Annotated in this window: 24 protein-coding genes and 1 pseudogene; 6 read left to right on the top strand and 19 right to left on the bottom strand. The window is 54.4% G+C overall.

Going from position 1 to position 26,280, the window contains the following annotated elements; genetic code table 11:
- Positions 1-3 precede the first annotated feature (3 nt).
- Positions 4-228: an IS66 family transposase gene (locus tag AC15MQ_RS20030; protein ID WP_483081110.1), complete on the top strand. Its 225-nt coding sequence runs from the start codon at positions 4-6 to the stop codon at positions 226-228.
- On the opposite strand, the gene AC15MQ_RS20025 is transcribed toward AC15MQ_RS20030, so the two are convergent.
- On the bottom strand, positions 191-865 hold the full coding sequence (locus tag AC15MQ_RS20025; RefSeq protein ID WP_483081109.1) for a DUF2461 domain-containing protein: 675 nt from the start codon (positions 863-865) through the stop codon (positions 191-193). The two genes, AC15MQ_RS20030 and AC15MQ_RS20025, sit on opposite strands and share 38 nt — an antisense overlap.
- Before the next feature lie 472 nt (positions 866-1,337).
- Here AC15MQ_RS20025 and AC15MQ_RS20020 point away from each other — a divergent pair, with 472 nt between their 5' ends.
- The 4 genes from AC15MQ_RS20020 to AC15MQ_RS20005 all read left to right on the top strand — a co-directional run bounded on the left by AC15MQ_RS20020 (position 1,338) and on the right by AC15MQ_RS20005 (position 4,242).
- Complete coding sequence (locus AC15MQ_RS20020) at positions 1,338-1,688, top strand: hypothetical protein (RefSeq protein WP_287655361.1); 351 nt, start codon at positions 1,338-1,340, stop codon at positions 1,686-1,688.
- Between the two features lie 105 nt (positions 1,689-1,793).
- Positions 1,794-2,312: an SRPBCC family protein gene (locus AC15MQ_RS20015; protein ID WP_483081108.1), complete on the top strand. Its 519-nt coding sequence runs from the start codon at positions 1,794-1,796 to the stop codon at positions 2,310-2,312.
- Positions 2,313-2,481: 169 nt separating this feature from the next.
- Complete coding sequence (locus AC15MQ_RS20010) at positions 2,482-2,952, top strand: CoA-binding protein (RefSeq protein ID WP_483081107.1); 471 nt, start codon at positions 2,482-2,484, stop codon at positions 2,950-2,952.
- Positions 2,953-2,961: 9 nt separating this feature from the next.
- On the top strand, positions 2,962-4,242 hold the full coding sequence (locus tag AC15MQ_RS20005; protein ID WP_483081106.1) for an O-acetylhomoserine aminocarboxypropyltransferase/cysteine synthase family protein: 1,281 nt from the start codon (positions 2,962-2,964) through the stop codon (positions 4,240-4,242).
- Positions 4,243-4,269: 27 nt separating this feature from the next.
- Here the strand turns inward: AC15MQ_RS20005 and AC15MQ_RS20000 are convergent, their stop codons facing one another.
- The 7 genes from AC15MQ_RS20000 to AC15MQ_RS19970 form a co-directional block, all read right to left on the bottom strand.
- On the bottom strand, positions 4,270-4,458 hold the full coding sequence (locus tag AC15MQ_RS20000; RefSeq protein ID WP_483081105.1) for an ISAzo13-like element transposase-related protein: 189 nt from the start codon (positions 4,456-4,458) through the stop codon (positions 4,270-4,272).
- The gene (locus tag AC15MQ_RS19995; protein WP_483081196.1) at positions 4,455-4,601 is read right to left on the bottom strand and encodes an ISAzo13-like element transposase-related protein; all 147 of its coding nucleotides are present in this window, start codon (positions 4,599-4,601) and stop codon (positions 4,455-4,457) included. The genes AC15MQ_RS20000 and AC15MQ_RS19995 overlap by 4 nt, the downstream gene beginning before the upstream one ends.
- Positions 4,601-6,076 (bottom strand): glycosyltransferase, encoded by a 1,476-nt coding sequence (locus AC15MQ_RS19990; RefSeq protein ID WP_483081104.1) that lies wholly within the window; start codon positions 6,074-6,076, stop codon positions 4,601-4,603. Before AC15MQ_RS19990 ends, AC15MQ_RS19995 begins: the two co-directional genes overlap by 1 nt.
- 15 nt (positions 6,077-6,091) lie before the next feature.
- Positions 6,092-7,153, bottom strand: a complete 1,062-nt coding sequence (locus AC15MQ_RS19985) for a CgeB family protein (RefSeq protein WP_483081103.1) — start codon at positions 7,151-7,153, stop codon at positions 6,092-6,094.
- A 4-nt stretch (positions 7,154-7,157) separates the two neighbouring features.
- On the bottom strand, positions 7,158-8,348 hold the full coding sequence (locus AC15MQ_RS19980) for a glycosyltransferase family 4 protein (RefSeq protein WP_483081102.1): 1,191 nt from the start codon (positions 8,346-8,348) through the stop codon (positions 7,158-7,160).
- A 146-nt stretch (positions 8,349-8,494) separates the two neighbouring features.
- Positions 8,495-9,463 (bottom strand): polysaccharide deacetylase family protein, encoded by a 969-nt coding sequence (locus tag AC15MQ_RS19975; protein WP_287654271.1) that lies wholly within the window; start codon positions 9,461-9,463, stop codon positions 8,495-8,497.
- 72 nt (positions 9,464-9,535) lie between these two features.
- Positions 9,536-10,498, bottom strand: a complete 963-nt coding sequence (locus AC15MQ_RS19970; protein WP_483081101.1) for a polysaccharide deacetylase family protein — start codon at positions 10,496-10,498, stop codon at positions 9,536-9,538.
- A 363-nt stretch (positions 10,499-10,861) separates the two neighbouring features.
- Here AC15MQ_RS19970 and AC15MQ_RS19965 point away from each other — a divergent pair, with 363 nt between their 5' ends.
- Positions 10,862-11,971 (top strand): alginate lyase family protein, encoded by a 1,110-nt coding sequence (locus AC15MQ_RS19965; protein WP_483081100.1) that lies wholly within the window; start codon positions 10,862-10,864, stop codon positions 11,969-11,971.
- A gap of 510 nt (positions 11,972-12,481) precedes the next feature.
- Here the strand turns inward: AC15MQ_RS19965 and AC15MQ_RS19960 are convergent.
- From AC15MQ_RS19960 to AC15MQ_RS19910, 11 genes and pseudogenes are all read right to left on the bottom strand, one after another.
- A complete protein-coding gene (locus tag AC15MQ_RS19960) occupies positions 12,482-12,751 on the bottom strand; it encodes a DapH/DapD/GlmU-related protein (RefSeq protein ID WP_483081099.1) in 270 nt (89 codons plus the stop codon).
- A 227-nt stretch (positions 12,752-12,978) separates the two neighbouring features.
- On the bottom strand, positions 12,979-13,632 hold the full coding sequence (locus AC15MQ_RS19955) for an O-methyltransferase (RefSeq protein ID WP_483081098.1): 654 nt from the start codon (positions 13,630-13,632) through the stop codon (positions 12,979-12,981).
- A 41-nt stretch (positions 13,633-13,673) separates the two neighbouring features.
- Complete coding sequence (locus AC15MQ_RS19950; protein WP_483081097.1) at positions 13,674-14,486, bottom strand: class I SAM-dependent methyltransferase; 813 nt, start codon at positions 14,484-14,486, stop codon at positions 13,674-13,676.
- Between the two features lie 95 nt (positions 14,487-14,581).
- A complete protein-coding gene (locus AC15MQ_RS19945; protein WP_483081195.1) occupies positions 14,582-17,836 on the bottom strand; it encodes a methyltransferase domain-containing protein in 3,255 nt (1,084 codons plus the stop codon).
- Between the two features lie 176 nt (positions 17,837-18,012).
- Positions 18,013-19,300: pseudogene (locus AC15MQ_RS19940) on the bottom strand (CgeB family protein); the annotation flags it as partial.
- A gap of 510 nt (positions 19,301-19,810) precedes the next feature.
- Positions 19,811-21,304: an FkbM family methyltransferase gene (locus AC15MQ_RS19935; RefSeq protein WP_483081096.1), complete on the bottom strand. Its 1,494-nt coding sequence runs from the start codon at positions 21,302-21,304 to the stop codon at positions 19,811-19,813.
- Complete coding sequence (locus AC15MQ_RS19930; RefSeq protein ID WP_483081095.1) at positions 21,301-21,441, bottom strand: hypothetical protein; 141 nt, start codon at positions 21,439-21,441, stop codon at positions 21,301-21,303. Before AC15MQ_RS19930 ends, AC15MQ_RS19935 begins: the two co-directional genes overlap by 4 nt.
- A 642-nt stretch (positions 21,442-22,083) precedes the next feature.
- Positions 22,084-23,607, bottom strand: coding sequence for a hypothetical protein (locus AC15MQ_RS19925; protein ID WP_483081094.1), 1,524 nt, complete (start codon positions 23,605-23,607; stop codon positions 22,084-22,086).
- An 18-nt stretch (positions 23,608-23,625) separates the two neighbouring features.
- A complete protein-coding gene (locus AC15MQ_RS19920) occupies positions 23,626-24,804 on the bottom strand; it encodes a KpsE/RkpR family capsule polysaccharide export protein (RefSeq protein ID WP_287654264.1) in 1,179 nt (392 codons plus the stop codon).
- Positions 24,801-25,463, bottom strand: coding sequence for an ABC transporter ATP-binding protein (locus AC15MQ_RS19915; protein WP_287654263.1), 663 nt, complete (start codon positions 25,461-25,463; stop codon positions 24,801-24,803). Before AC15MQ_RS19915 ends, AC15MQ_RS19920 begins: the two co-directional genes overlap by 4 nt.
- Entirely contained in the window at positions 25,460-26,236 is a 777-nt protein-coding gene (locus tag AC15MQ_RS19910; RefSeq protein WP_287654262.1) for an ABC transporter permease, read from the bottom strand. The genes AC15MQ_RS19915 and AC15MQ_RS19910 overlap by 4 nt, the downstream gene beginning before the upstream one ends.
- Positions 26,237-26,280: the final 44 nt, after the last annotated feature.

Genomic DNA, 26,280 nt, shown 5'->3' with positions numbered 1-26,280 from the left:
AAAATGGGCCGTACCGGCGTCGCCCTGGAACCGCTCTGGCGGTGCCTCGCCGAGCAGCTGCGCCAGGGCGCGGTGCTGCATGCCGATGAAACCCCGGTGCCACAACCCGATCCGGACCGGCGCAAGACCAATCGGGCGTATCTTTGGGCGTATCGCAGCAATGCCTTGGGAAGGGCGCAGACACTGCTTGTCAGCACTGGACATCCAAAGCATCACACAAAAACCTGATGAACGGTGTGGCGACGGCAAACCGCGATCCGGCCAACCTCACTAAGTCTTGACTGGTGACCTCGTCCAGAGACAATGCCGCAATCGCAATAAAGTCTTTCCGCTTCAAATCCTCTATCGCTTCATGATCTGCCTGGTAGCCGCGCGGAGGCCGCGCCAGACTATCACCTGACAATGTCCATGTTCCGACGAAACTGCTGTGGTCACGTGCTGCAAACCATTGCTCTGGATTACACGCCATCCAGTCTCGAATCCGCGCCAGGGAGTCTGCGTCTGGATGCCAGCAGCCAACGGCCAAGAAACATTCATCGCTGGCGATATGCACATAGAATCCCGGCGCATGCACGTCCTTGCCGACGGCGTGGCGGAACTGGATACCGATGTTGGTCTTGTACGGAGTCTTGTCGCGAGAGAAACGTGTGTCACGGAAAACCCGCATCAGGGAACCCCCTGTCTTGCGTGGGTCTGCGCGGAAGTGCGGTGCAAACGTCTTCAGCACCGGAGACATTTCCGAGATGAATGCCAACGCTGGCGCACGCACCAGCGCTTCGTATTGTGATCTGTTCTCTTCAAACCAAATCCTGTTGTTGTTGGCTGCGAGATCGTCAAGGAACTTGATGCTGGCTCTAGTGAACATGGTGTCAATGCAATATGTCGTCAAGGCAATGGGTGGTATTGCTCGACATTATGGCGCGTTTTCCGGCGGTTCATGGCGTCCTCCCTGCGGCAGTCACCGAATCCACCCACTCCTGCAGCCCATGGAACTGGGCCGCAATCGCCCCGCCACCGACCCAGATCAGCACGGTACTGATCGCCCCGACCGCCCACTCCCGATGCGAGTGGCTGCGTTATCAACATCACCGCTATGGTGGCATGCTGCAAGGCGCCGCCAGTCGCCTTGCAGCACGCCACCCCGGAGACGGCACTACTGGTAGGTTCCAGCATGGTGAATCGCCAATGCAAAAAGACCGCCAAAGGCGTGCGCCTCGGGCGGTCGGATGGTGAAACGGGAGGTGTTTTTGAGTAGCGTGTGATGCCTTTGTGGCAATCTTCGTTGCGGCTTTCCTCAAGCCTGCTAGAGTCGAGTGCTACGAGCGATGGAGACCACGATGGCCGGCTATGAAAATTACACTGAAGTTGTAAGGGAGATTGAGCTAGAAATCGAGCGAAAGGGAATTGTGCTCGGTATCGACTGGACGGATGACGTCCGGGTGCGTGCACTGGCACAGGAAGCGCTTGACCAGTCCGCTGTCGAGGTCAAACTTGCCGCTTCCAGTCCTATCGACCACAAGCTCATGGCCAAGGTCGATCTGTTCGGTCTCGCCGCCATCATGCTCAAGACGATGGAGGAATGTGCCGGTGTCGGATTCGAATGCCACGGAGGCCCAGCCTGGAAGGCGTTTGGCAAAGCACTTTGGGCTGAAGTCGAACTGCGCAAGTTACAGGCGGCCATTCGCTAGCAGTGCACCCCGTGGATGTAATGGGCAACTCGTTCAGTCAGAACCTGAAATCCAAAAGCAAAGCGCGCCCCCGCCATGCCCAAATTGCGATGTGTCGCCGTCCTCTTGCTGCTGATCATGTGCCTCGCCGCGTTCGGAGCCGAACCCGAGATCCTGGTCGCCGTCGAGAAGAGCGATGATACTTTTCTGGTTGATGCAACGATCGTCATTCCGGTGCCTTTGCGCACAGCATGGGAGGTACTCACGGACTTCAACAACATGGTTGGCATTATGAACAACCTGACATTGAGCAGGATCATTCGCCGAAAAGGCAGTTCGGTGTTTGTGATGCAGGAAGGAAGCGCAAAGTTCGGAATCTTTTCTTACTCGTTTGCTTCCGTGAGAGAAATACAGCTTGAGCCGATGAAACGGATTCTCGCCATACAACTCACTGGAAGTGCCAAGCGGTTCGAAAGTGAGATGGCGCTGTCGGAAACCAGGAGCGGCACGCGAGTTCGCTACCGTGCCGAGATTGTTCCTGATTCGAGCATCGCACGGATATTCGGTGGCCCCTTTGTTCAACATGAGGTCGAGGAGCAATTTGCCTTGATTGCCGCAGAAATGATGCGGCGCAAGGCCCAATAGCGGTTTGCGCATTGGTGTCTGTCTCGGTTTCGCCTGACGTTATGGCACGCAGGCCCGGCCGTCCTTTCGAGGATTCGGTTCACGGTCAAGCCCTGACGAATCGATCGGCTCATAAGCTTCCAACCATTTCGTTGTATCGGCTTTCGCACTGTCCACTAGGATCACACCCATGAGCGATATCAACACCCTGCGCCGCGTGCTACGTGAAAGCCGTACCCTGGCCATCGTGGGCCTTTCCGCCGACTGGTTCCGCCCCTCCAACTTCGCGGCCAAGTACATGCAGGAACACGGTTACCGGGTCATTCCGGTCAATCCGAAGTACGACGAGATCCTGGGCGAGAAGTGCTACCCGACGCTGTCGGCGATTCGCGAACCGGTCGATCTGGTCGATGTTTTCCGCAAGCCGGCCGACACGCCTCAGATCGCACGGGAGGCTGTCGCCATCGGGGCCAAGACCTTGTGGTTGCAGATCGGCGTGATCAACGATGAGGCCGTGAAAATTGCCGAGGAATCCGGGTTAACCGTCGTGATGGACCGCTGCGTCAAGATTGAATATGCCCGCCTGTTCGGCGGCCTCAACTGGTTCGGGGTCAATACCCGTCTGATTTCCTCCCGCCGGCCGACCTGGCTGCCTCACTGAAAGTTTTCCATGGCTGATCATGAATACGGGTTCGATACCCTCTGTCTGCACGCCGGCCAGATTCCCGACGCCGCCACAGGCAGCCGCGCTGTGCCCATCTACCAGACCACATCCTACGTCTTCGACAGCCCGGAGCATGCGGCCAGCCTGTTCAACCTGCAAACCTTCGGCAACGTCTATTCACGGCTCTCCAATCCGACCGTCGCTGTGCTGGAAGAACGCATCGCGGCAATCGAGAACGGCCGCGCCGCAGTCGCTACCGGCAGTGGCATGGCCGCCCAGATGATCGCCCTGCTCAACCTGTGCGCGGCCGGCGACGAGATTGTTGCAGCCCGCACCCTGTACGGTGGCACGCACACCCAGCTCGACGTCAATTTCCGCAAGCTCGGCATTGATACCATCTTCGTCGACCCGGATGATCCGGAAAATTTCGCCCGCGCCATCACGCCCAAGACCAAAGTCATCTACGCCGAAACGATGGGCAATCCGTCGCTCAATGTGCTCGATATCGAGGCGGTGGCAAGACTCGGCAACCAGGCCGGCCTGCCGCTGTTCATCGACAACACCTTCGCCAGCCCTTATCTGTGCCAGCCTTTCAGGTGGGGCGCCGCCATTTCATTGCACTCGGCGACCAAGTTCATCGGCGGCCACGGCACGACGATGGGCGGCATCATCGTCGAATCCGGAAAATTCCCCTGGGATAACGGCAAGTTCGCGACCATGACCGAACCCTCGCCGGGCTACCACGGCGTACGATTCTACGAGACCTTCGGTGATTTCGGCTTCACGATGAAATGCCGCATGGAAGGCCTGCGCACCTTCGGCCCGGCGCTTTCCCCGCTGAATGCCTTCCTGCTGCTGCAGGGGGTCGAAACCTTGCCGCTGCGTATGGAACGTCATTGCAGCAACGCGCTGGCAGTCGCCGGTTTCCTGCTGGATCACCCGAAGGTGGCCTGGGTCAATTATCCGGGACTGAAGAACAACCGCTATTACGACCTTGCCAATAAATACCTGCCGAAAGGTGCCGGCGCGGTGCTCAGTTTCGGCATCAAGGGCGGCGCTGCGGCCGGGCAGAAGTTTATCGACAGCGTCGAATTCCTTTCCCACCTGGCCAACGTCGGTGATGCCAAGACCCTGGTCATTCACCCGGCGTCGACGACACACCGTCAGCTCTCCGAAGAGCAACAAGTGGCCGCCGGCGTGCCACCCGATCTGATCCGACTCTCGGTCGGCCTGGAAACACTCGACGACATTCTTTGGGATATCGACCAGGCGCTGGCCAAAAGCTAATCAAATGCAGGTGATTTCTACGAAAGTTCATACCGCGCAGGCTGGTCGGATCAAGATGTCCCACTTGGTTAGGAGCGGTTTTCGTTCCAGCCGGGACTCGACCGCTTGCATAGCCTCCTTGGCCACCGTTACTCCTTTCTCGTAGACCGTGCGGCTCAGTTCGACGAAGGGATGAACGCCTTTCCAGGTCATGGTCTTGGCCCACTCCAGCATCATTTGGGTATCGGTGTCAGCTTGGCACCGTTCCAGTGCTTTTCCAGGATTCCCCAGCAACGCTCCACCGGATTGTATTTGCTGTGGTATGGCGGGTCTCCACATCTCAGCCGCTTTACAGATGGAGTGGCTGAACGCTTGCACATCACCCGCGGGCACGCGCACGCCCTTCTTGCCAGGACCAGTAGAGAATCATGCCAAAACCCACACACACCGTTACATTTAGGGGCATCAAGAAACAATTCCCCTTTTGCAAGGCCAGCAAAACCGCCAGCAGCGAATAAGAAAAAGTGAAGAGTTCACCGGCCAGCAGCATAGAGTTGATGCGGGGCATGATTGTTCGATGCTCGTCCTCGCCCTTGGGAGTCCGGTGAAAATCTCCATAAACGCCAAATAACGCCCGAATGCCGCCGGCGAAGTAATACCAGGACATCGGCAAGAACATGGCGACATAAAGATAGGCGTCCCATAGCGTTCGCACGACGCCTGGTCTCTGATCGAACCTTGCTCCTTTACGTGCTCCGAAGGCATTGTCTAGCGTCCAAATCGCGACCAGAACAAAGAAGCCCACAGCCACCCAACGTACAGTTGATCCATCGAAATCAATCAGATAGTTCAACGGCAAACTCAGTAGCACCAGTACGTAGATCGAAGCCAAGAGCACAGAAGAGAACATCATGGAAATCGCATGAAGTCTCTTTACCAAAGGCATGGGTTGCCTGAGCATCTCCCTGACATGCTTGAACGCACTGTGAATCAGCCCCCTTCCCCAACGCTCGCGCTGAACGCGAAACGCGCTGACAGTCTCGGGCAGTACCGACATGGAGACCACATCGCGCAGATAGGCGTACTTCCAGTCCCCAATCTGCGCCCTGTAACCGAGATCCACGTCCTCCGTCACGGTCGTCGAATTCCAGCCCCCCAAAGCTTCGACGCACGCCCTGCGCCATATGCAAGAGCTACCGCTTAGGGATGCCATGTCACCGTCTTCGCTCAGGCCCACCGTGATAAATTGCTGATGCCCCATTTCCATGGCCTGAAACCGGGTCAGAAATGAAACGTCCCGGTTCTCATAGCCAATCCCGGTCTGCAAGAAACCCAATCTGGGGTCCTTGAAGCACGGCATGGCCTTCATCAAAAAATCATTCGGTGGGACAAAGTCCGCATCAAAAACGGCGAAGAATTCGCCGGACGCCAGTTGGATGCCATTGACCAGATTCCCGGCCTTGTAGCCCTGACAGTTCTGCCGCTGGACAAGCCGGATATTGGTTCCCTGCGCGGCAGATTGGTCAACCTTCGCCTGGGCAAGCTCGGACGTGTCATCCGAGGAATCGTCGAGTAGCAAGATTTCCAGTGCTTTCGCCGGATAGCGCAATTGGCAGGCGGCATCAACCAGGCGCTCGACCATCGCCGATTCGTTACAGATCGGCAACAAGACGCTGACAGGTGGACTGAATGAGTCTTCAAACCCGGCCGATGGCTGTGTAACCTCGGACAATTTGCGCCGTTCCACTTTGCGCGAGATCAGCAAGACTCTCAGTTCGAGGAACACGTACAACGCAAAATATGCCACCACCACTGCGAACACGGCCTGGGCGAAGTAAGAGAGAAAAACGAGCATCGTTCCAGGCGCCGCTCAAATTTTCACAATGGCGCAAAGCTCTTCCAGCCGATGGGTCCAAGTGTGGTTCTGTCGTACGTAGGTCGCACCTGCTTCGGCACGCTCCATGTCTTCTCGTGATGGACCGTGCCGAAGGCGGGACAACAACTCTTGCGCCTCCTCGGGCGTATTCACCACATGGCAGTAGTCGCAGAAATACCGGTCAACGGCACGGCTGCGATTGGTGGCGGCGATGCCACCGCAGGCCAGGATTTCCAGCAAACGCCGCGAGAACATCGTCTCGGAATCGGTTACCGAGTTCACGTTGAGCGACACGGCATGCGACTTGTAGACTTGGGCCGTCTCACGATGCGGCACCCTGCCGTGCAAGCGTAGCTGGCTCTTCCGAGGAAAGCGGAACTCAAAGTGCCGGGACAGGCGATCATGATTCCTGTCGAAGACATTCAGCAGCACATCGGCCTCTTCGCAGGCATCGAACATCATGTCGAGGAAACGCCTGCGCTCGTTTAATATGCGACGGTAATAGCTCCCTGTGAAGCAGGCCTCTTTGCGTGTGAAATCGAAGCCCGCGAAGTCGTGAAACGCGGGCTGATACGGCATGACAAGGGTGTTCACAGGCACACGCGCTGGCACATGCTGCCGATAACGCTCGATGCATTCCTTGTCGGTGGTGAAAACGTAGTCAAATGCCTGAGCCACGTCGATGAAGGCATCGAAAAAGGCGCCATCGTCCTTGTTCCAAAACACCGTCGGGATGCCACGGCTCCTGGCGTACTCAACCAGGCGGTAGATCGCCTTGGGCTTACTCAGGAGCAACAGTTTCGGCTGCTTCGCCAACTCATAGCGCCAAGCGCCGCGCAACCCATGAAATGCCGACTCCACGAAGACCAAGTCCGGCTTCCACTCGTTAATGATCTCTCTGTAATTCCCCGGCGTCATCGACCTGATCCGGCACTCCTCGGACAAACACTCGGTTGTGAAGTAGTCCGTGACGACGGCCATCTTCAACTGACCGAACTTTCCCTGGCGAACGACATCCTCCGGTACTCGCGGATACTCGTAGAAGAGCGAACCCAATTTTCTAATGACCCTGGCGACCAATTGACTCCTCATCCGATACGGCCGACAACACATTGCGAACGAAATCCTGCCAGGAACGCTTCGTGGCCGCATATTCGCGCGCACGTGTCCCGACAGCTGCCAGTACCTCGCCATCGGCCAGGGCAATCCCGAGGACACGCGCCAGATCCGCAGCATCTCCCGCCCGGAAAAACCAGCCGGCAGGATTCTCTCCCAGTTCATCGCGGAATACCGGCAGATCGGCAACAACGACTGGCTTCGCCATGGCAAGGGCCTCTATCAGCTTGATCGGCGGCACGATCTCGCACACCCTGAACGGCTTGCGCGGAATGCAGACCAATGCGCAGCGCCCCAGAATTTTACGGGCGGAGTCCGGCGGCACCTTGCCCAGAAAACGAATGCGATCGGAAAGCCCCAGGCACAGCACCTGCGCTTCGAGTTGCGCACGCGCCTCCCCATCACCCACGATGTTCACTCGGACATCCGAACCACCCCTGACCAGCAGTTGGACCGCGTCCAGGAGGGTATCCAGGCCTTCGTAGGAAATCAACGAGCCCGCATAGCCAATGGTATTCGGTTCAACAAACTGCGGATCGGCCGCCAGTATGCGTAGAGGATCGACACAGTTGGGCAGCAAGGCAATACGTTCGGCGGGAACCTCCCAGTTCTCCCGGGCATAATTGCCCAGCTGCTCCGAAATCACGAACAGTCTGTCCGCCTGGCGGGCCACCAGGCCTTCGAGATCGATCCCTTGCCGGAAGGCCTGCGAACCCTCGTATTCCGGCATCCTGGATGCGCGGGTCAGTTCCCAGAGCCCGCGCATTTCATAGTGGAAAGGGATACCCAGTTGCCGTGCCGCCAGGAGCGCCGGCAGCGCATTGATATGGTTCGAGGCTGCGTGGATCACCGAAACCCTATGGCGCGCCGCCGCCCGCGCCACCACCGGCGCCGCCTGCACTGCGTACTGCAACGCTGGCCGCGTATTGGAAGGCTTGCGCACGTGTCGATACGTCACATCACCCACCACCGTCTCCTCACCATCGGCGTCGCAATCCCGGTCCTTGCGGTCCCAGGGATAGCCAGGCCGGGTCAGTACATGCACCGTCAGCCCGGCGGAGCGCAATGCGCAGATCACCTCATGCGTACGTGTCGTGTAGCCGCTAGTGTGGTAAGGCAGGGAACTCGCCGCCACATACAAAATGCTTCCTGGCTCCGGCGCATACGATAACCCTCGGCGACGCCTGAGCAACTTGCGACCAAGAACTCTGCACGTCAGCACCCGATTCCAGGCGAGCCACTGTTCTCTCAGTAGCGACTGGAGTCGCCTGGCGATCCTGCTCATTGGTTACCCGACACTGACCCCGCCAACTCAGCCCTGGAGAGATCGACCGTTTGCGTCAGGGTGATCAGGCCACGAGCATGCAGATCAAGAAAGTCCGCTGTCGTGATCACATCGTAGTCCTTGGTGAGCCGGGCCAGCAGCTTTCGATACCCTTCCAGGCGCTGATCATCCTTATAGACACCGTACCCATTCTCGTCCCAATGAAGCAGAGACCAAGAATGTAGCAGAAACACCGAGAACGCAGGACTATCACTCAGCAGGTTGAGCAGAAATCCCCCCCACCACGGATCGAACTTGAAATAGCTCGACTCAGGGTAAGTCAAACGCGCCCACCATTCCTCCTTTCCAACCTTCGGAAAAATCTTCTTTTCCGTTGTCGGAACCTCGATCACACCGTTTGACCAAACAAATGGCAGATTGGTTGGCTCACTGAACACACACTGCCCGGCATGAAAGGCGCACATCGAATTGTTGAAAGACAGCGGGATGTTGGCGGCCTTCAGCGCGCGAATCAAGCAAGCATTCCACCGGAACGAGCCAGCTCGATGGGCCAGAATTTCCTTGCCTGTAATTTGTGCGATCAACTTCCCAAAGTGTTGGATGACAAACTCGGCGCGCGCATCATCGGCATACTGATTCATGTACTGCGGCCTGGAGTCGAGTCCATGTTCGCCCCAGAAGCTTTCGGGAAGATATTCGGGATGCGTGTGCAGCTGAACGTCCTGGCCTTGCCCATCAAGCCACTCTACCACCTCGCGCATCTCATCGAGGTATGGGTAAGCACCGCACAGATCCACGAAGAAAACGTGCTTGGCATTAAATTCGTCGCCAAGCGAGCACATCTCCCGAATACCAGCCGACCCATTGTCATGGACACCCCAAATCAGCCGCTTGACGTGATCAAGCGAAGCACGCTTCGGCAACGCTTCCGTATCAACCGTCAAGAGCACGTAGCGATTCGTCATTCCTTATTTCCATTTCGTGCGCATTGCCCCCGGAAAGTCCTCGACTCCTGGCCTTGGACATGAAGAACAACCTCAGGCATACCGCTTCAAGTCCGCTTTAGCAATGTCGACCGTTTGCGAGACAGTGATCTTGCCCAGCGCGTACAGGTCGAGAAAATCCCGTGTGGTGATGATGTCGTAGTCGCCCGCAAGCTGGGCCAACAGCTTGCGGTATCCTTCCAGGCGCTGATCATCCCGGTAAGTGGCGTGGCCATTCTCGTCCCAAGACAGCAGTGACCAGGAATGGATTAGAAAAACAGATAATGTTAAACCTTTGCCAAAAATCCTTGAAATTACTGATTGCCGCTCAGTATAGAACGGAAAATAGGCTGACTGGGGATAGGTCAAACTCGCCCAAGACTCTGTTCTTCCGGGCTGAATAAGAATTTGCTTTTCAGTAACCGGTACTTCGATGATGCCGTTGGACCATGCGTAGGGTAAGTTTGTGGGTTCGCTGAAAACACACCGCCCCGCACGATAGGCGCGCATGGAATTGTTGAAGGACAGCAGTATGTTGGCCGCCTTTAGTGCGCGGATGGAACATCCATTCCAACGAAATGAGCCGGCTCGATACGCGAGAATCTCCTTGCCGGTAATCTCAGAAATCATTTTTCCGAAATGGCTGATGATAAACCCCGCCCAGGCATCCTCGGTGTAGTCATTCATGTACTCGGGACGGAATTCGACGCCATTCTCCGTCCAAAAACTCTTGGGCAACACTTCCGGATGGGTATGTAACTGAACATCCTGACCACTCCGGTCCAGCCAGCGGACCACCTCGCACATTTCTTCAGGATAAAAATAGGCGCCGCACATATCGACAAAGAACACATGCTTGGCATTGAACTCGTCACCGATCGCGCACATCTCGCGTACTCCGGCAGTGCCCTTGTCATGCCTTCCCCAGATAAGCCGATTGACGTGATCATTAAGCGCGCGCTTCGGCAAGGCCTCGGTGTCGACAGTGAGCATTGCATAACGCTGTAGTAATTTCATCTGGTAAATATGAAACCGAACCAAACACGATTATAGCGATCTATCGAGGGACATAACTATCTACAGCGACATATCTATCTTGACGCGCGCCGACCCGCAGCGAAGGGAGCATTTGATTCAATCGCAATGTATCTGTATGATATTGGTTACGTTCGGGTAAGATTCCGGTCATTCGGTCTGCTGCAAACGTCCATTAATCAGTGGTTCCCTAGCCACCTTAGACGCCAACAGCCACTCGCAGTTCGCACTAGGCATTCTCCTTCCGCGCTTCCTTAATGTTGTATAAAAGTGGCCGGTGAGGCTTCTTCCTCAACCGGCCGGTAACTATCTAGCAACATTTTCCATAACGTTCGGAAGTTGACCATGAGACAACGCATAAGAAATAAACCATTAACTGCTTTCTTTAGGTGGATTATTGTTTGCTCATTTTTCTGGGCCCAGATGTCGCACGATTCTAATGCAGTTGTCTTGTCACCTTTCCGCCTGGATTTAACTTTTTTCCCGCCACACCCGAGTGTTGCTAGTCTCTGTCCTACTCCCCCTGCACTCCCGTCAAAGGTAGTGTCTAACAAAATTTATGTTGATTCACAGAATTCCATCATCGACCCTTTATTGCTAGAGAAGCACCTGCAGTTGCGTAAAATCGTTGTAGATGAAGAGAATTTTCTCTCCACTATAAATGGAGAGTTTGTAAAGGCCAATTCGCCAATGCGCCTAAAGCTCAGCGAGTGTTTGATAGCACACTTGCTTCGTTTTGCACGTGATCGTGCTTTTCTTCAGTCACTCGATCAGCGCGGAGGCGGCCAAGTTCGACTGATGACTACTGCGCCATTGGTTACGTACATATTGCTTCGTCAAGGAGCGCACTTACTTCCGGAACAAGACCGTGAAATTCGTGAGTGGATTAGAGACTTAATGGTTTTATTGAAGAGACTTGAAATTGAGTGGAAGTACGACAACAATCTTGAAGACTGGACAGCATCCGCATATGCCCTTGGGGCCGTGGCACTCGATCGCCCTGACTTATTAAACGACGCTTTCGCTGTGGTTCGCAGGAAAGCAGGCAATGTTACCTCCGATGGCGTCCTACCCCAGGAAATGGCTCGCGGCAGAATGTCTGTTCAGTATAATATGTCAGCCACGCAGGCACTGACCATAATCATTGTCGTTGGACAAGCAAACGGAATTGACATTTTTTCCGAACCGGAAGGTGAGTCCATTCTTCGCTTAATGCGTCGCATGGTAATGACAATTAATGACCCCGAAAGTTTCCTGCCCCTTACAGATGAGCCATCCGCCATAGATAAAGAGAACTTCGACAGACAAATGATGGGGTGGCTTGAAATTTACTATCGGAAAACATCAGATCCGGAAGCGCTCCGGGCAATCTGTGCCTATCGTCCTCTTTACTCTTGGCGTACTGGCGGCGACTGGTTCGTATTTTTCGGACATCCTGATCAATGTCCTAAATAGCGCCGCACATCCTCAGTATCTTCAATACTGCTATCCTTCCACCTTTACAGGGAGTTCTACCCCTTCCCTTGAAAGACCCCCTTTTCACCAAACGCTTATTCACTAACGACTCCATGTCCAAATGAGAACCTCATCAGCCAATCCCGTCAAGGTCCGCAGGATTACCGCCCGCACCAACAGGCCAAAAAGCTAAAAATTCGACCCCTTCCCGCACCCCACCATGCGACATCACTCTCTCTCAGCGCGACGCCCCTATCAGCGTTTCTTTCCGAAGCTAGAATAACCAAAAACTGCCGTCGCGCATTCTATCCTTTTAAGCTAGATCTACGAAACAGCTTGCAATGACTCTGAAATATGTCTCATAACATAACATGAATTTAATTCATGCCGACTATTTTTCCAGTCTTGTATAAGCCCCACTGATTTAACTATATTGTTGGTCGGCAGGGTGGCAAGAAACCCCATTGAGCATTCCCACCAAGCCTAATTTCTTAGGGGGACGATAATATTTTAGTCATTATCAAATCTGAACTTTAGAATGCGTGCAGGGCTACCTCCCACAATCGCATAATCTGGCACGTCTTCAGTTACCACCGAGTTTGCTGCTACAACACAGCCCAACCCTAGCCTTACGCCTTGTATAATAATGGCATCCTGACCGACCCAAACATCATGCTCCATTTCCGTATACTCAAGCGATCGATTTACGGTTAAGTATGGATTTTCACACTCCGGATCAAAGCGTTTTGATGCAAACGGATGGGTAGATAAGGTGCCCATCTGGTGGTTTCCTACGCCGATCTTCACACCATAGCCAACCGAACAAAATCGCCCGATTTTGACACGGTCGAATAATATGCCACCATTCACATATGAATGCGCACCAATGGTTACGTCGGGGAAAACAAGTACGTCAGATCCGATATCGACCGGATCTTCGAAAGAGAATGGTGCCGGAATGTAACCTCTAAAATTTTAACCGACCCTCTGCCTCGCAATCAGAGTATTCAATTGACAACCACCCATCCAATCGTACCGAATTCCGCCCAAGAGAAAACAGAATCCATTTTCTTTATTTCAGCCCAAGCAGAATCCATCTCCGCTGAATAACCATTGATATCATCGAATATCAAGAGCGCGCCCTTCGACGCTTTCTTGGAGATAATGCGAAAGAAATCCATTGTCGGACGATATTCGTGTTGCCCATCAATAAAGGCCATGTCGATAACTGGACAGCTATCAACTACTTCAGTCAGGACATCTGCAAACAATCCAAAAGTATAGTTTATATTATCAAGGCCAAGGGACAAGTGCATTTCTTTTGCATATTTTCCTTTATAAGGCGAGGCGTCAACCGTGTGAACCAGATTCCCTTCACCCAAGGCCTTCAGTGCGGCAGCAATATATGCCGTCGAGATGCCCATATTCATGCCTAGTTCAAGTACAAATTTAGGCCGATGAATAAGGCATAGATTGTACAATATCTGTAATGTTTGCCACGTTTCAGAAGCCCTCACGACAGAAGCAATAGTGTCACTCGGGACATCAAACGCACCGGCTACTGCCAGTGAACCATCAATCAATGGCCTCGTATCGGCATCCCATTTGGCCTTTTGATCTTGTATCTTTAGGACTAAATTCTTTCCAAACTCTGTGTTCATATAACCACCTTTATTAAATAACAGCTACGGTGACAATTAACCTATCTAGAACGATGGCGGCACTTAGCATAGACGGGGTCAGCGATGGGCTTCTTGGATTCTATTGGGTCAAACTCCAAGACAACCTGCAAAGCGTGTGCCTTCAAATCGTAGAGAGGAAACAGGCCTAAAAATTGTTCGTTATTGATATAAAACTCCTCATCAAAAGGTTCGTTAATCACATGTTCCCAAGTGACAAAGAACCCCAGTTGTCTAAAATATGTAAGATAGTGAGAATGCGTCAGCCGGTTGCACCAGTAATACCACGGCAGTTCATCAACACCGAGGGCCGTCCTAATTTCTCTCACTGAGTGTGTCAAGTGAATCCACGGTTCTTTGAGCTCATGATACAAGTGACTCAATGTCGGCGCTCCGCCCAGATAGGCATGTAGATATTTCTTTCCTGTTGGCTTCAAGATTCTCTGACACTGTACCAAAGCTGAGTAAGGATGGCGCATGTGCTCCCATACGACGTATGAGATTATTCGATCAAACGAATCAGTAGGTAGCTTGTCATACCCCGCCGGCGACAAGGATGAAATATCGGCCTCCAGAAGCTGCAATCTGGGGTGCTTCATATCTTTCCATGTGTCGTATCCCCTTATTTCTAAACCAACCACGTCACAATCATATTCCTTCGCCAATACATAGGCTAAGTCGCCGTGGCCGCATCCGATCTCAAGAACTTTTTTTCCGCGAAGCTCCAGGAGTTTATCTAAGCGACTCGCTCGCTCTCTGGCACGTTCAAGCCGGCTACTATCGTCGTACAAGAGTTTCACTACATCCTTCGACACTGCTGTTTGTTGAGCACTCAATTCATTAACCTCCAAGGAAAATTCTTGTCAAACCTTACTGACAAATATAAACCACGTCATGCTTTACTTCGAATGGTTATTCCCACACAGTCGTACTAACTTGCTTCTCGCACCTTAGTCAATATAAAGACACTTCCATTGCTCGATGATAATTCGTCAAAGCCGTCGTATTTCTCTACAAAAAATAATTTTGAAAATAACTTAACTGTATCATGCAATCCGTAGATTCTATACGTACCAACACCGAATTGTGTTAGTGACTCTTGGCCATAGTGCTCGACGACATTCGTGCAAGGCTCGGTAGAGGATTTTTCCCGACATGGAATGGTAATTAAGGCGACACCGCCCGGCTTCAAGACCCGGTGAATTTCTTCCAGTGCCCGACCGTCATCCGCAACATGGTTGAGGACATGAATCGCGACAAAAGTGTCGAAGCTGTCATCCTCAACCTTGTCCATCGATTGGATGTCCATTTGCAAATCGGCATAGCCCAGCGGACGGACATCAAAATTAACGACTTCAGTTGCTTTTGCAAGAAAGGCTTGCATTTCAACAGGATTGGCGTGGCACGCAAGCACGCTATGGCCATCGAATGGATTTCCGATTTTGTTAAGCACATCGAGAATCTGACGATGGCGCGCACGCGACTCACAGCTCGGACAGATGTCGCTATTCAGGGCCATGCCGTAGGTTGCACCGCAGATACTGCAGTTCCAGGTTCGTTCAGTGATTACTTGGGATGCCAGTTCGCAGTGACAATCCGTCTCTACCGGAATGTCGACGTCGCTGGAGAGAAATTCCGCATATCCCATTGAACGGGTATTCGCACGCAAGTGCTCACAGATCTCGTGCAGGCGCTCTTCATGTGCAGCAGAGAACCCAATAAAGTGACCACCAGTTTCACGCGTCAACAATGACCATGAGTGAAGCGTCAAGTTGAAGGTTCGCAGACGCTTGCGCGACAGTACGCGATCAAAGCTCCCTTGGTATATTTCCCAGTTGTGACTCAGTGGCTCCGGCGAGAAATCGACCGGCAATTCAACCAGGCCGTTTTGCCAACGGAATGGCTCGTTATTGACCACCACCGGATCTTGGCTGTGCCATGCCTTCGCATGACGGGTACTGTTGAAGTTACTGCAGGCCTTGAATCCTAACTTTCCGGCCGCATCGATAGTCCAAGAATTGAATCTGTATTCGCCAGATCGAAACACCGTTGGCGCTTGTCCGACCATGGCACGATATTTGAAGGCCGCAAAGTGGAGTAGTGAATGGCTTAGCGTTTCGTCAAGCATGTCCATTGCGACAGCACCGTCAACCCATTTTTTGTTCGCAAGGCCCCATTTGCGGACGACCCATTCCGAATGCAAATGGACATGTACCTCATGACCTTCAGATAACAAGAACTCGACGACCTCTCGAACGGCTTTGTCCCCGTACAGAAGACAGGCTGAGAAATCGACTAGGAAATTTCCCTTGATGTCGTATTGCTTCAGAATGCCGCTGATCCGACGAATGCCGAATTCCTGTCCATCGTAACGCCCCCAGATCAGGCGCTCGAAAGGGTCTTGTGCGGCTCGCCCAGGCAATGCCTCAACGTCGAACGAAATAAACGATATGGGACGTCCGTCATCGATCCGACCATATGTTGGCTTTGCTAAAGCAATTTCCTGCTTGATTATGCGATTGGACGCACTCTGGTGTATTACGCGTTGCGCAGCAGCCGTCGATAACCGACCGAACAACGCAGGGGATTCGTATAGCTTGGCGATACCGTCGGCCAAGGCGACTGAATCTTCCGGAGGTGCCAATATCCCACAGGATTCGTCCAAAAATTCAGGAATTGCAGCAATAGCATTTGTCACTGGCACCAACCCCGATGACATGGCTTCATCGCGGGAGACCCCATGTGAATCCCACCGAGTAGGACACAAGAAAACACCATACATTCTGTGCAGGCTCGAAATTTCTGATTGGGTTAGGAATCGTTTCTCGACAATTACGTTGGCAAACTCTCGTAAGGGAGCAACGGTCTCTTCAAAGAGTTTACCGTCGCCGATAAGACGAAACTGCATTTCACTGAAATAGGGCTTATTAGCTAGATGCAGGATTGCGGCAACGCTCAGGTCATTTGCATACTGGCGCGACGCATATGGGCGAATCGAAAGGACAAGTTTTCGCTGATCTGGCGGTTTCGGCTGGTAGCAAAACAGCGCCGTATCAATAGGATTATGGATGATCGTGTAGCTGTCATCGGGCAAGCGGAATCCTAAGTCTTCAAAAACCTCCTCCGCAAAGTGGCGCGACACGAATACCAACTTGAGGTTGGGTGCCATAGGGTTGAGAATGCCACGCCAGAACGCCATGCGCCCTCCGCTTTCCCACATTGCTTTGGCACGCTCCTGTTCGTTCTGGTAGTTGTACTCGCGGCGATGCCACGGATGGATCTCGGCACCGTGGACCCAGACGATCCGCTTAAGTTTCGGGTACCGTTCAAGCACCTCCCACATTTCTGACGACAGGAAATGCACCAGAACAGTCTTGTAGCGTCCGCCGTCCAGCAATTTCCGTAGAGCTTCCTGTCCGCCGGTAACCACATCGACATCTTGGAATTCGTGATAACCGACAGTTTCGGCCGCGCGAAACCGGAAGACGTCAACCTCTACCCCGCGCTCCTTATAGGCCTTGACCCGGCTGTGAACGAAACCATTCCGGTAGAGGTCGTTGTAACTGGGGTAGTGGTTGGTCAATAGCAGGATATCGCAACGGCTGAGTAACTGGGCCGGCTCGAGCTTGCGATGACCCCACAGCAATGACTTGATGGTGGTCGTTCCGCTTCCACTGATGCGCCAAGCCATTCGCACGAACGCCGTCTCGGCGGGGATAGGGGCTGTGTGGTTACGATTGGCGGTACGGATGACGTGACTAATTTTCTGTTTCTTGTCATCGACAAACACGAATACGTATTGAAGATCGAGCCCCGGGGTGGCATCGAGGTAGGTGTCAATGGTGTTCTTGACCGGTACTGCACCCAACGGCAGATCCTGGGCAGCGTAGAGATATTCATGCTGACCTTCGGGCAGGGCCGATTGTACACAAAGTCCCCCCTGCTTGGCCTCAATGCTTACCTGCGTACGCCTTACCTGGCCGAAAACCTGCATAAGCCTAGCGGCTGTCCAATTGGGAACACTCGTTTCGTCGAACTCGGCCGGGGGAATGCTTTCCGCCGCGCGGATGAGTTCATGTATCGATAGCCCGGTGTCCAGAGCCAGATCGTCCACGCGCGCACTAACCGCCGCAGGATCATGTGCATGTTGGCCCTGTAGACAGTAGTTGAATGGGTCGATTGCCAACCCCGTCAGTTTCCAGTCCTCGCAAGATGCGCTCGACAGCCACGGCAGCAGAGTCTGCCCGCACGGCAAGGCATCTGACTGAATGGCGCTGGAACGGACAGGTAAGCGACTTACGGGCTGATAGGAGCGGCCCTGATCGATTAGGTGAACACCTTCATCAGTCCATTGATAACGTGTCGACTTGCCGATGACTTGCGCGTCGCTGTAGCGAGTGGCGATAGCCAGATCGAGCAAATAGTTCGGTCCGTAATAGTCATCTGCAGTCATCACGGCAAGCCATTCATCATGGCCGAGGTCGTTGCCAAGATGCAATTCCGCAGCCTTGCTCGAATCTACCACACGGATTGTCTTGTCATGGGGCCCTGCCAATTTCTCAACATCTATGGCTCGCTTCAAAACGACCAGGAGTCGCTTGCGAGCATGTTGCTGCGCCTGATAATTCTCGACCACCTGCAGGTATTCGCCCCGCGAGGCGACCAGAGCAACGACGACCATGACGGGTAGGGCATCGTCCAATCGCCAGTCCAGCGTTTTGCGCGCCACATACGCCAAACGCTGCTCGTACGTATGTTCAAGCATGACTTTTCTCAGGCCCGCCAACCGGAACTTCTGGCTGACCTCCTCGTCCAGCCGTTGCAAGCGTTCAACGATTTCCTTCCCGTTATCGCTGGAAATGACCAGATCGCCAAACATCAGTCGAACGCCGCGCGAGAAATTGCTGACCGTGATGGTGTTTGAACCAAGTAGCTCGTAAACCCTCCGCGCGAACATGGTCTGTGACTGCTTGATCGAATTCAGGTTGATGGCGTATCGGTATCCCTTATATGCCTTGTCGATCTCGTTGAACGGCAGCGTGCCGACGATGTAGGGTTCGTACTCGGGTGGAAACTTGTAGTTGCCGTCACTCTTGCCAAAATTGCGGTCGAAAATCTCCAGGGGCCTGTACTTGGGAAACTCGACCACATAGTTCTCAAGGTCGCGAGTGCGCTCCGGGTAACGAACATAATATGCTCCGGCAAAGCAAAAGGCATCCCTGCGCGGATAGAACTCGATTGGGTTGTGCAGCTTCGGCTGACAGGCAAAGGGAAGCAGATAGACCCGCTCATGCCCCAATGCTGCCTTGTATCGGGCGATACAGTCGATGTCGGTAGTAAAGACCATGTCAAATTGCTGAGCGGTCGTCAGAAAGGTCTCGAAATGAATCGGATCTTCCTTGTTCCAGAATACGGTCGGCACTTGCCGTTGCTTGCACCACTGCAGTACCGCTCGCAGTTCCTGGCTTAATGTGCCAATCTTTCGATCCCAAAGCCCATCTTTACCGCGCCAAGCTGATTCGATGAAGAGCAAATCCGGGTTAAATGCCTCCAATTCTCCAAGCGCATGTTCCGGCGTAAGTGGAAACAGATTGCATTCCGGTGCATAGCAATGGAAGGTGAACTCGTCCATGACAGCGGCCACCTTGATCGCCCCGAGGGCAAGATTCGTACAATTCCTGCGGCCTTGCCCTCTCAATCTTTTCTCACAAAGCCAGATATTCGCCCGAAAATTTCGCTCCCCCAACTGTTCTGCCAGCCGCCGGTAAAGGTCGAGTGCTACCAGATAGTTGCCCTGCGTTAATTCATCCGCTGCGCGCCGCACCATGGATTGCTGCTGCATCAACTGCTTCCCCTTACATTCTGGTTACGCCGGAAGCGAACAAGCCCACGGCGTCGACAGCCCTGGCGTGCTTCCTGATCTCTGAAATTTCCTCAATGAATAAATGGGCGGTGCTTCACCAGCACGCCCACCACATCGGCACTTGCCAAGGCCTCGTCCAATGACACCCGGCTGTGCCTGCACCCGGTTGGTTTTCCGGAATGGGCTTCGATGATTGGCTCCGTCACTAATACTTGGCATCCAAGGGAGCGACACCTTGGCGATTTCCACAGCCAGACTCCCGCGTCAGTCGTCGACTGTTGTTTATTCCTTTGTTTATCATGCTGTCGTTTCGTTAAATGACTGGTTTGTGGAAAACTTGCCTATCGACGACATCTCCAGGTATCGCGAAAGCATTTCCTGATGGTGCGGACTCTTACGGGACAGGAAGATGAATGTTGGCGTGGCATTGGTGGAATCGATGACGAAATAATCGTAAGGAGCCAGAAATTCCTTGATGTGCAAATATTGGGATCTGGTAAAGCACTCGACGGCAATCACCGGCATGCTCTCCATGATAATTCGCCTTGCACCTTGCAACGCGGAAAGCTCCATTCCCTCCAGATCGAGCTTGATGATCGATATGGAATCCCTGAAGTTTGCAAGTTCCTCATCGAGCGTCGAGAGATTTGCTTCGAACTTATCAAGAGAAGTCCCCGTCCCCTCGGTTCTTTGAAGAAAACTTGGATCGGCAGTAAAAGATCCAGAGTTACCCTGCAATACCTGCACCAACTCGATGCCCCCTGACCGGTCACCAATAGCTACATTACGAACATCGACCTTAGCTTCGAGACGATTCAGTCGAACATTGGCAAGAAGCAGTTCGAAGTTATGCGGCTGCGGCTCAAATGCAATTACTGGCGCGCCGATTACGCCGGCGAAGAAAACACTATGATTGCCGATGTTTGCGCCACCGTCGACAATCAGTCTTCCCGGATGGTGCAGACGGGCGAGAAGATTGAGAAATGGTGATTCGTAGAACTGCTTCTTCTCCGCAATCTTCGCAGGTATATAGTCACCTGAAAGGTGAACAAAAAAGAACGTTTTGTTTCTATGCTCGGCACTGCCCCAAGCGACATCTGGCAGATTTCCTGCCGACGACAAACGCGCTAGCGACTTCTGCAAACCTTCCAGTGACTTTGCTCGATCACCATCGTGCTCCGAAAAGAACATCTCGACGGAGATCGGGGAATCGCGTAACGCTGGCTGCACACTGAGTGGTACCGGGGTATTGAGCCGTGTGCTATTGGCCGATGCCACGCCCACTGAGTCCTTTGGGGGCTTCAGGCGAAGTTGCGAAAACTGCTCGCCAGCGCGCGCTTGCGTCATTAAACGGACATCACTGCCAGCAGATCCAAGGCGAATCGCTTTCTCGAAATGGTTGTAGGCGCGCTCGTAACTACCTCCATGGGCATAGGCTCGGCCAAGGCTGTTATGCACACCCGCGGCAAGAATTTGGGTGAGCAACTTGTGACTGCAGCCCCAATCCTGCGCCAGGCGTATGAATTGGCGGGCAAGCCCCACGCCGCCAGCCTGAAGCTGGCCGGCGGCGGCGAGCAAGGCGAGCTTGGCGCGATCCGGATGATGTAGCAAGGTGTCGCGGTCGAGCCTCGTCAGGCTCTGCCAATCGCCGAATTGCCATTGAGTGCGTGCACGCTCAAGCAGGTTCTCGTCATACGGAACAACCACCTGTTCAGGTTGCGCTTCGCCGACATCAACCGAATTATTGGGAGGCGATACACGGCGTCGGCTTCCAGAGGAGGTAGTGTTCATAGCCCCTCATCTCGGAGGAACAGATCCTTGATGAGATCAAGTTGTGCTTCGGCCTTGATGAGTTCTTCCTGCAGGCCCTGCTGGCGGGTGGAGAGTTCAGACTCTGCGGCTTTGCGGCTTTGAATCTGTTGCTGCAAGTCGCTTAGCTGCTTTGACCGCTCTGCCGCGAGCTGCGACTGTTCGCCCAGTCGCCCGGAGAGCGCGGCCTTTTCCTGTTCCAGTTGGGCCTGTGCCGCCTGCAGCGCGTCGAGCTCACGACTGCGTGCCGCCGCGAGTTGCGTCTGCTCGTCGAGCCGCCCGGTCAGTGCGACCTTTTCCTGTTCCAGTCGGGTCTGCGCCGCCTGCAGCGCGTCGAGCTCACGACTGCGCGCTGCAGTGAGTTGTGTCTGTTCGTCGAACCGCCCGGAGAGCGCCGTCTTTTCCTGTTCCAGTTGGGCCTGCGCCGCCTGCAGTGCTTCGAGCTCACGACTACGTGCCGCCGCGAGTTGCGTCTGCTCGTCGAGCCGCCCGGTCAGTGCGACCTTTTCCTTTTCCAGTTGGGCCTGTGCCGCCTGCAGTGCTTCGAGCTCACGACTGCGTGCCGCAGTGAGTTGCGTCTGCTCGTCGAGCCGCCCCGGTCGAGTGCGACCTTTTCCTTTTCCAGTTGGGCCTGTGCCGCCTGCAGTGCTTCGAGCTCACGACCGCGTGCCGCAGTGAGTTGTGTCTGTTCGTCGAGCCGCCCGGAGAGCGTTGTCTTATCCTGTTCCAGTTGGGCCTGCGCCGCCTGCAGTGCTTCGAGCTCACGACCGCGTGCCGCAGAGAGTTGTGTCTGTTCGTCGAGCCGCCCGGAGAGCGTTGTCTTTATCCTGTTCCAGTTGGGCCTGTGCCGCCTGCAGCACTTCGACCTCGCGACTGCGCGCCGCCGCGAATTGCGCCTTTTCGTCTAGCCGCCCGGAGAGCGCGGCCTTGTCCTGTTCCAGTCGGGCCTGTGCCACCTGCAGCGCTTCGACTTCGCGACTGCGCGCCACAGTGAGTTGCGTCTGTTCGCCGAGACGCCAAGAAAGCGCCGCCCTGTCCTGCTCCAGTTGGGCCTGTGCCGCCTGCAGCGCGTCGAGCTCGCGACTGCGTGCCGCCGCGAGCTGCGCCTGTTCGTCCAGCCGCCCGGAGAGCGCCGCCTTGTCCTGTTCCAGTCGGGCCTGTGCCGCCTGCAGCGCATTGAGCTCGCGACTGCGCGCCGCCGCGAGTTGCGTCTTTTCGTCGAACCGCCTGGAGAGCGCGGCCTTTTCCTGTTCCAGTTGGGTCCGTGCCGCCTGCAGCGCGTAAATCTCACGACTGCGTACCGCAGTGAGCTGCGCCTGTTCGTCCAGCCGCCCGGAGAGCGCCGATTTTTCCTGTTCCAATTGAGTCTGCGCCGTCTGCAACGCGTCGATCTTTCGACTGCGCTCAGCCGCGAGCTGTGTCTGCTCGTCTCGCTCTTGTGCCAGGTTGCTCCACTGTTGCGCCAACTGGGCGCGCCGCTCCGTATATTCGGTCTCCTGCTTCGCCGCATGGAGGCGGGCTTGTTTCGCTTCATAACGCAGACGGCTTGCCTGTCGAGCTTCCGAATCGCTGAATTTGACATGTGGGGGCAGTGTCTCCAGCACCGCTTCCGCTTCGATCACTTCCCCTGCCTCATGCAGCCTGAAGGCTAGCCACTTAAGCCGGAAGGCACGGGGGTCAATCGAGTAAGCTTTCCTGGCAAACTCTGCGGCCTGATCTGCCTCGACATGCACCAAGCTGCGGGCCAGGGCTGTCAGCGCATTCGCCTGCAGACCCGGTGAAACCGATGCGGAAGTCAGCAGTGCATCCACCGCTGCAACGCCTCCCGCGCGATATGTTTCGATGAGTTTGCCATAGGATTGCCCGCCTAGAACATCGGGAGGCTTCTGCCGATTCGACTCACGCCATAGGCGCCCAAGCTTGCCCGGAATCCTCAACAGACCTGCCGGAGACTCGACTCCTTGAATCAGCACATCGCCAACCTTGACATTCAAGGCATTGCGCGCCACAACGTCGTGCGTTCGCTTCTGTACTTCCAGGATGGTGCGCAAACGAAGATTTTCTGCTACAACCTCCGGCAGTTCATCGGCTACCCAAGCTATTCTCTGCGGAGCGGCTGAATAGGTTGAATCGCGAGTTTTACCTTGCCAGAAATTCCATTCCAGATCTTCCTGGATCTGATGAAGCTGCGAAAGCAACAGTTCATTTTCCTCTTCCAGATCCTTGATCCGCACTTCGGAAGCGTCATTTCCTGCTTCACCCTGCGTAAGAAATTCGGAAGTCATAGACACGCCTCGTTATAGTCAATCGACATGATCTCGCACCACACTTTCCAGCAACTTCAGTATGCCCGCGATCATGGTAGCAAGGAGCAGGGTCACTACCGTGTTATAGATACGCCTCGGTTCCATAGGGTATTCCGGGAAGGTCGGTGCCTGCAGCAGTGAAACCTTCTTGAGCGTTCGGGTTGCATCGATCTGCCCCTTTTCGAGCCCAATTAGAGCTGTCCTGTAGATATCCTGGGTGAAACTCACATTCATTTTTAGACGCTCGAACTCCTCGACGGTATAGTTGAGCGTCTTGCCGGACGTCGACGCCAGCCTGGCCCGCTCCTGCAATATCTGTCGCTCCACAGCCTCAATGGCCCGCTTGAGCATCAAGATATTCGGGTGATTCCTTTCAAGGCTAGCGGGCAGAGAAGCCAATTGGGTCTGGAGGTCGGTTCGCTGCGCTTCCAGCTTGGCGATAATGGCAATGATGCTTTCCGCCGTCGCTTGCGGTGACGCCAGGCCCTTCTTGTTCTGGAAGTTGAGCAAGGCTTGGCTTGCCTGACGAAAGCGCTCCTGAGCCAACGTTACTTGCGTGGTAAGAAACTTCACCTGTGTCTCGGCCAGTTCATGGCCGATCTGGTTCATATAGCGCTCACCCTCCTGAGCCAGCATGCTGGCAATTGCATTGGCTACTTCGGGTTCGTACGCCTGAACCTTGATCCGGAGGACCCCGGCGTAATCGTCAAATTCAACACTGACCCGCGACAGATAGTAGCGATGGAACCACTCCATTGAGGCATCCTTGAACCACATGCGAGCGATGGGGTCACGACGCCAGTCGCTGTAGTGCGAGCGCAGGTCGAGAGTGGCATCAAGACTCTTGAGCATATCCACCGAGAGCAGGTATTCGCGCAGCAATAGCTGGTCAGGGCGGATGGCGCCTCCCGCACCGCCAACCCCGATCAGAGATGTAATATCGACAACTGGACCGCTGACCAACTCGGTTTTCTGAATAATTACATTGGCTTCTGAAACATACCGGTCCGAAGCGATCATCAGCCAGTATACCGACGCCACTACTGCCAAAACAACGGTCAAGCGCACCGCCTGGCGGAATAGCGTAATGGAGAGAATGGATTCCGACACACGGTCACGTGCCTTCGCCAATCCTCCTCGGACACTCCTCAAAAAGTCTTGTACAGCGCTTTTCATCTAGCAAAACTTTCCTTGTACGCCTTCAATGCGTCATCAATCTGGTCGAACCAGCGCGCATTTCCTTCGGTGATCCATATCCCCGACTGACAGAATTCCTTCAGCGTCCCTTCGTCATGAGCCACCATGATCAGGCCGGCACGATCTGCCATGTCCCTGAATGCGGCAGCGGCCTTTTGGCGGAACGAAGCGTCCCCCGCCGCGGTCACCTCATCCGAGATGTAAACGTCAAAGTCGAAGGCCAGCGAAAGGGAGAACTGCAATCGCGAACGCATGCCTGTCGAATAGGTGCTTACCGGTTCATCGAAGGACTCTCGCAACTCAGAGAAATCCTGGATGAAGGCCAGTCGATCCGATAAATCCTCCTGATGGCCATGCACTCGGCAGACGAACTTCGCGTTCTGCCGACCTGTTAGTGTACCCTCCAGCCCCCCCTGCCCGATCGGCCAGGAGACTCTGCACCGCCGTTCGACTCGCCCTTTGGTCGGATAATCGGCGCCACCAATGATGCGCAAAAGGGTAGACTTGCCTGCGCCGTTGATTCCGATCAATCCAACGTTCAAGTGTGGCGGGATTGTCAGGCTGATCCCCTGCAACACCCACTTGCCAACGCCATGCTCGGTTTTGTAACGCTTGTGAACGTCCTCGACAATGATCATTCCATCACCAAGCGTAGCGCAAAGCGTCGATACAACAACAGCCCCAGGAAAATACTGACAATCGCAAATGAGTACAGGTATCCCAAGCTATAACCAGGTACAACGTGGTAGTAAGGAACAAACCCCAAGCGGATTGCTTCGAGACCATGCACGATCGGGTTGATCATCAGCATATCACGATAGGGCGAGGGGATGCTCGAAATGGGCCAGATCGTGCCGGAAATCAGATATAAGGGAAGCATGAGAATATTAAGGATATGTTCGGATTCTGGAACGAGTTCCATCAACACCGAAGCCACGAGGCCATATCCCACGCCGAAGAGCCAAAGTCCCGCAGCTGCCGTCATCGCCAAAAGTGGGTCACTGGGAAGTGTCTCGCGGCCCAGTAATGTAGCCCCAGTCAGAATGACCAGCGAGATGTTCGCCATCAGGAAAGCTTCCAGGCCACCCCGCACAATGGCCGTATCGAAGGGTTTGACCTGACGGTAGGCAAACAGGGGGCGATTGCAATCAATGGCATACATGACCTGAATGGCCGTACGTCGAAACAGGAAGAAACCAAGCATCCCGACGATGATCCATACCGCCACGTCGACTCCTCCGACGGTACGCATGCGAAGTGCCGTGAAGATGGTCGCAATAAAACCGATATGGAAGACGGGCTCAACCAGCAACCACAGCCATGCGGCCCGCACGCCAAAAAGGCGATCCAGTGCCTCGCGCAAGAATATTGCCTGCCAGACTGAAATAGTAATCGATAAGGAACTGCGCATTCTCACCGTCTGAATGAAGGCAAGGAGCAAAATCGAATTCCCCC

The organism is Candidatus Accumulibacter propinquus (assembly GCF_056856495.1).
The sequence above is the reverse complement of the archived record's forward strand: the minus strand, read 5'-3'. Positions and strand labels throughout refer to the sequence as shown.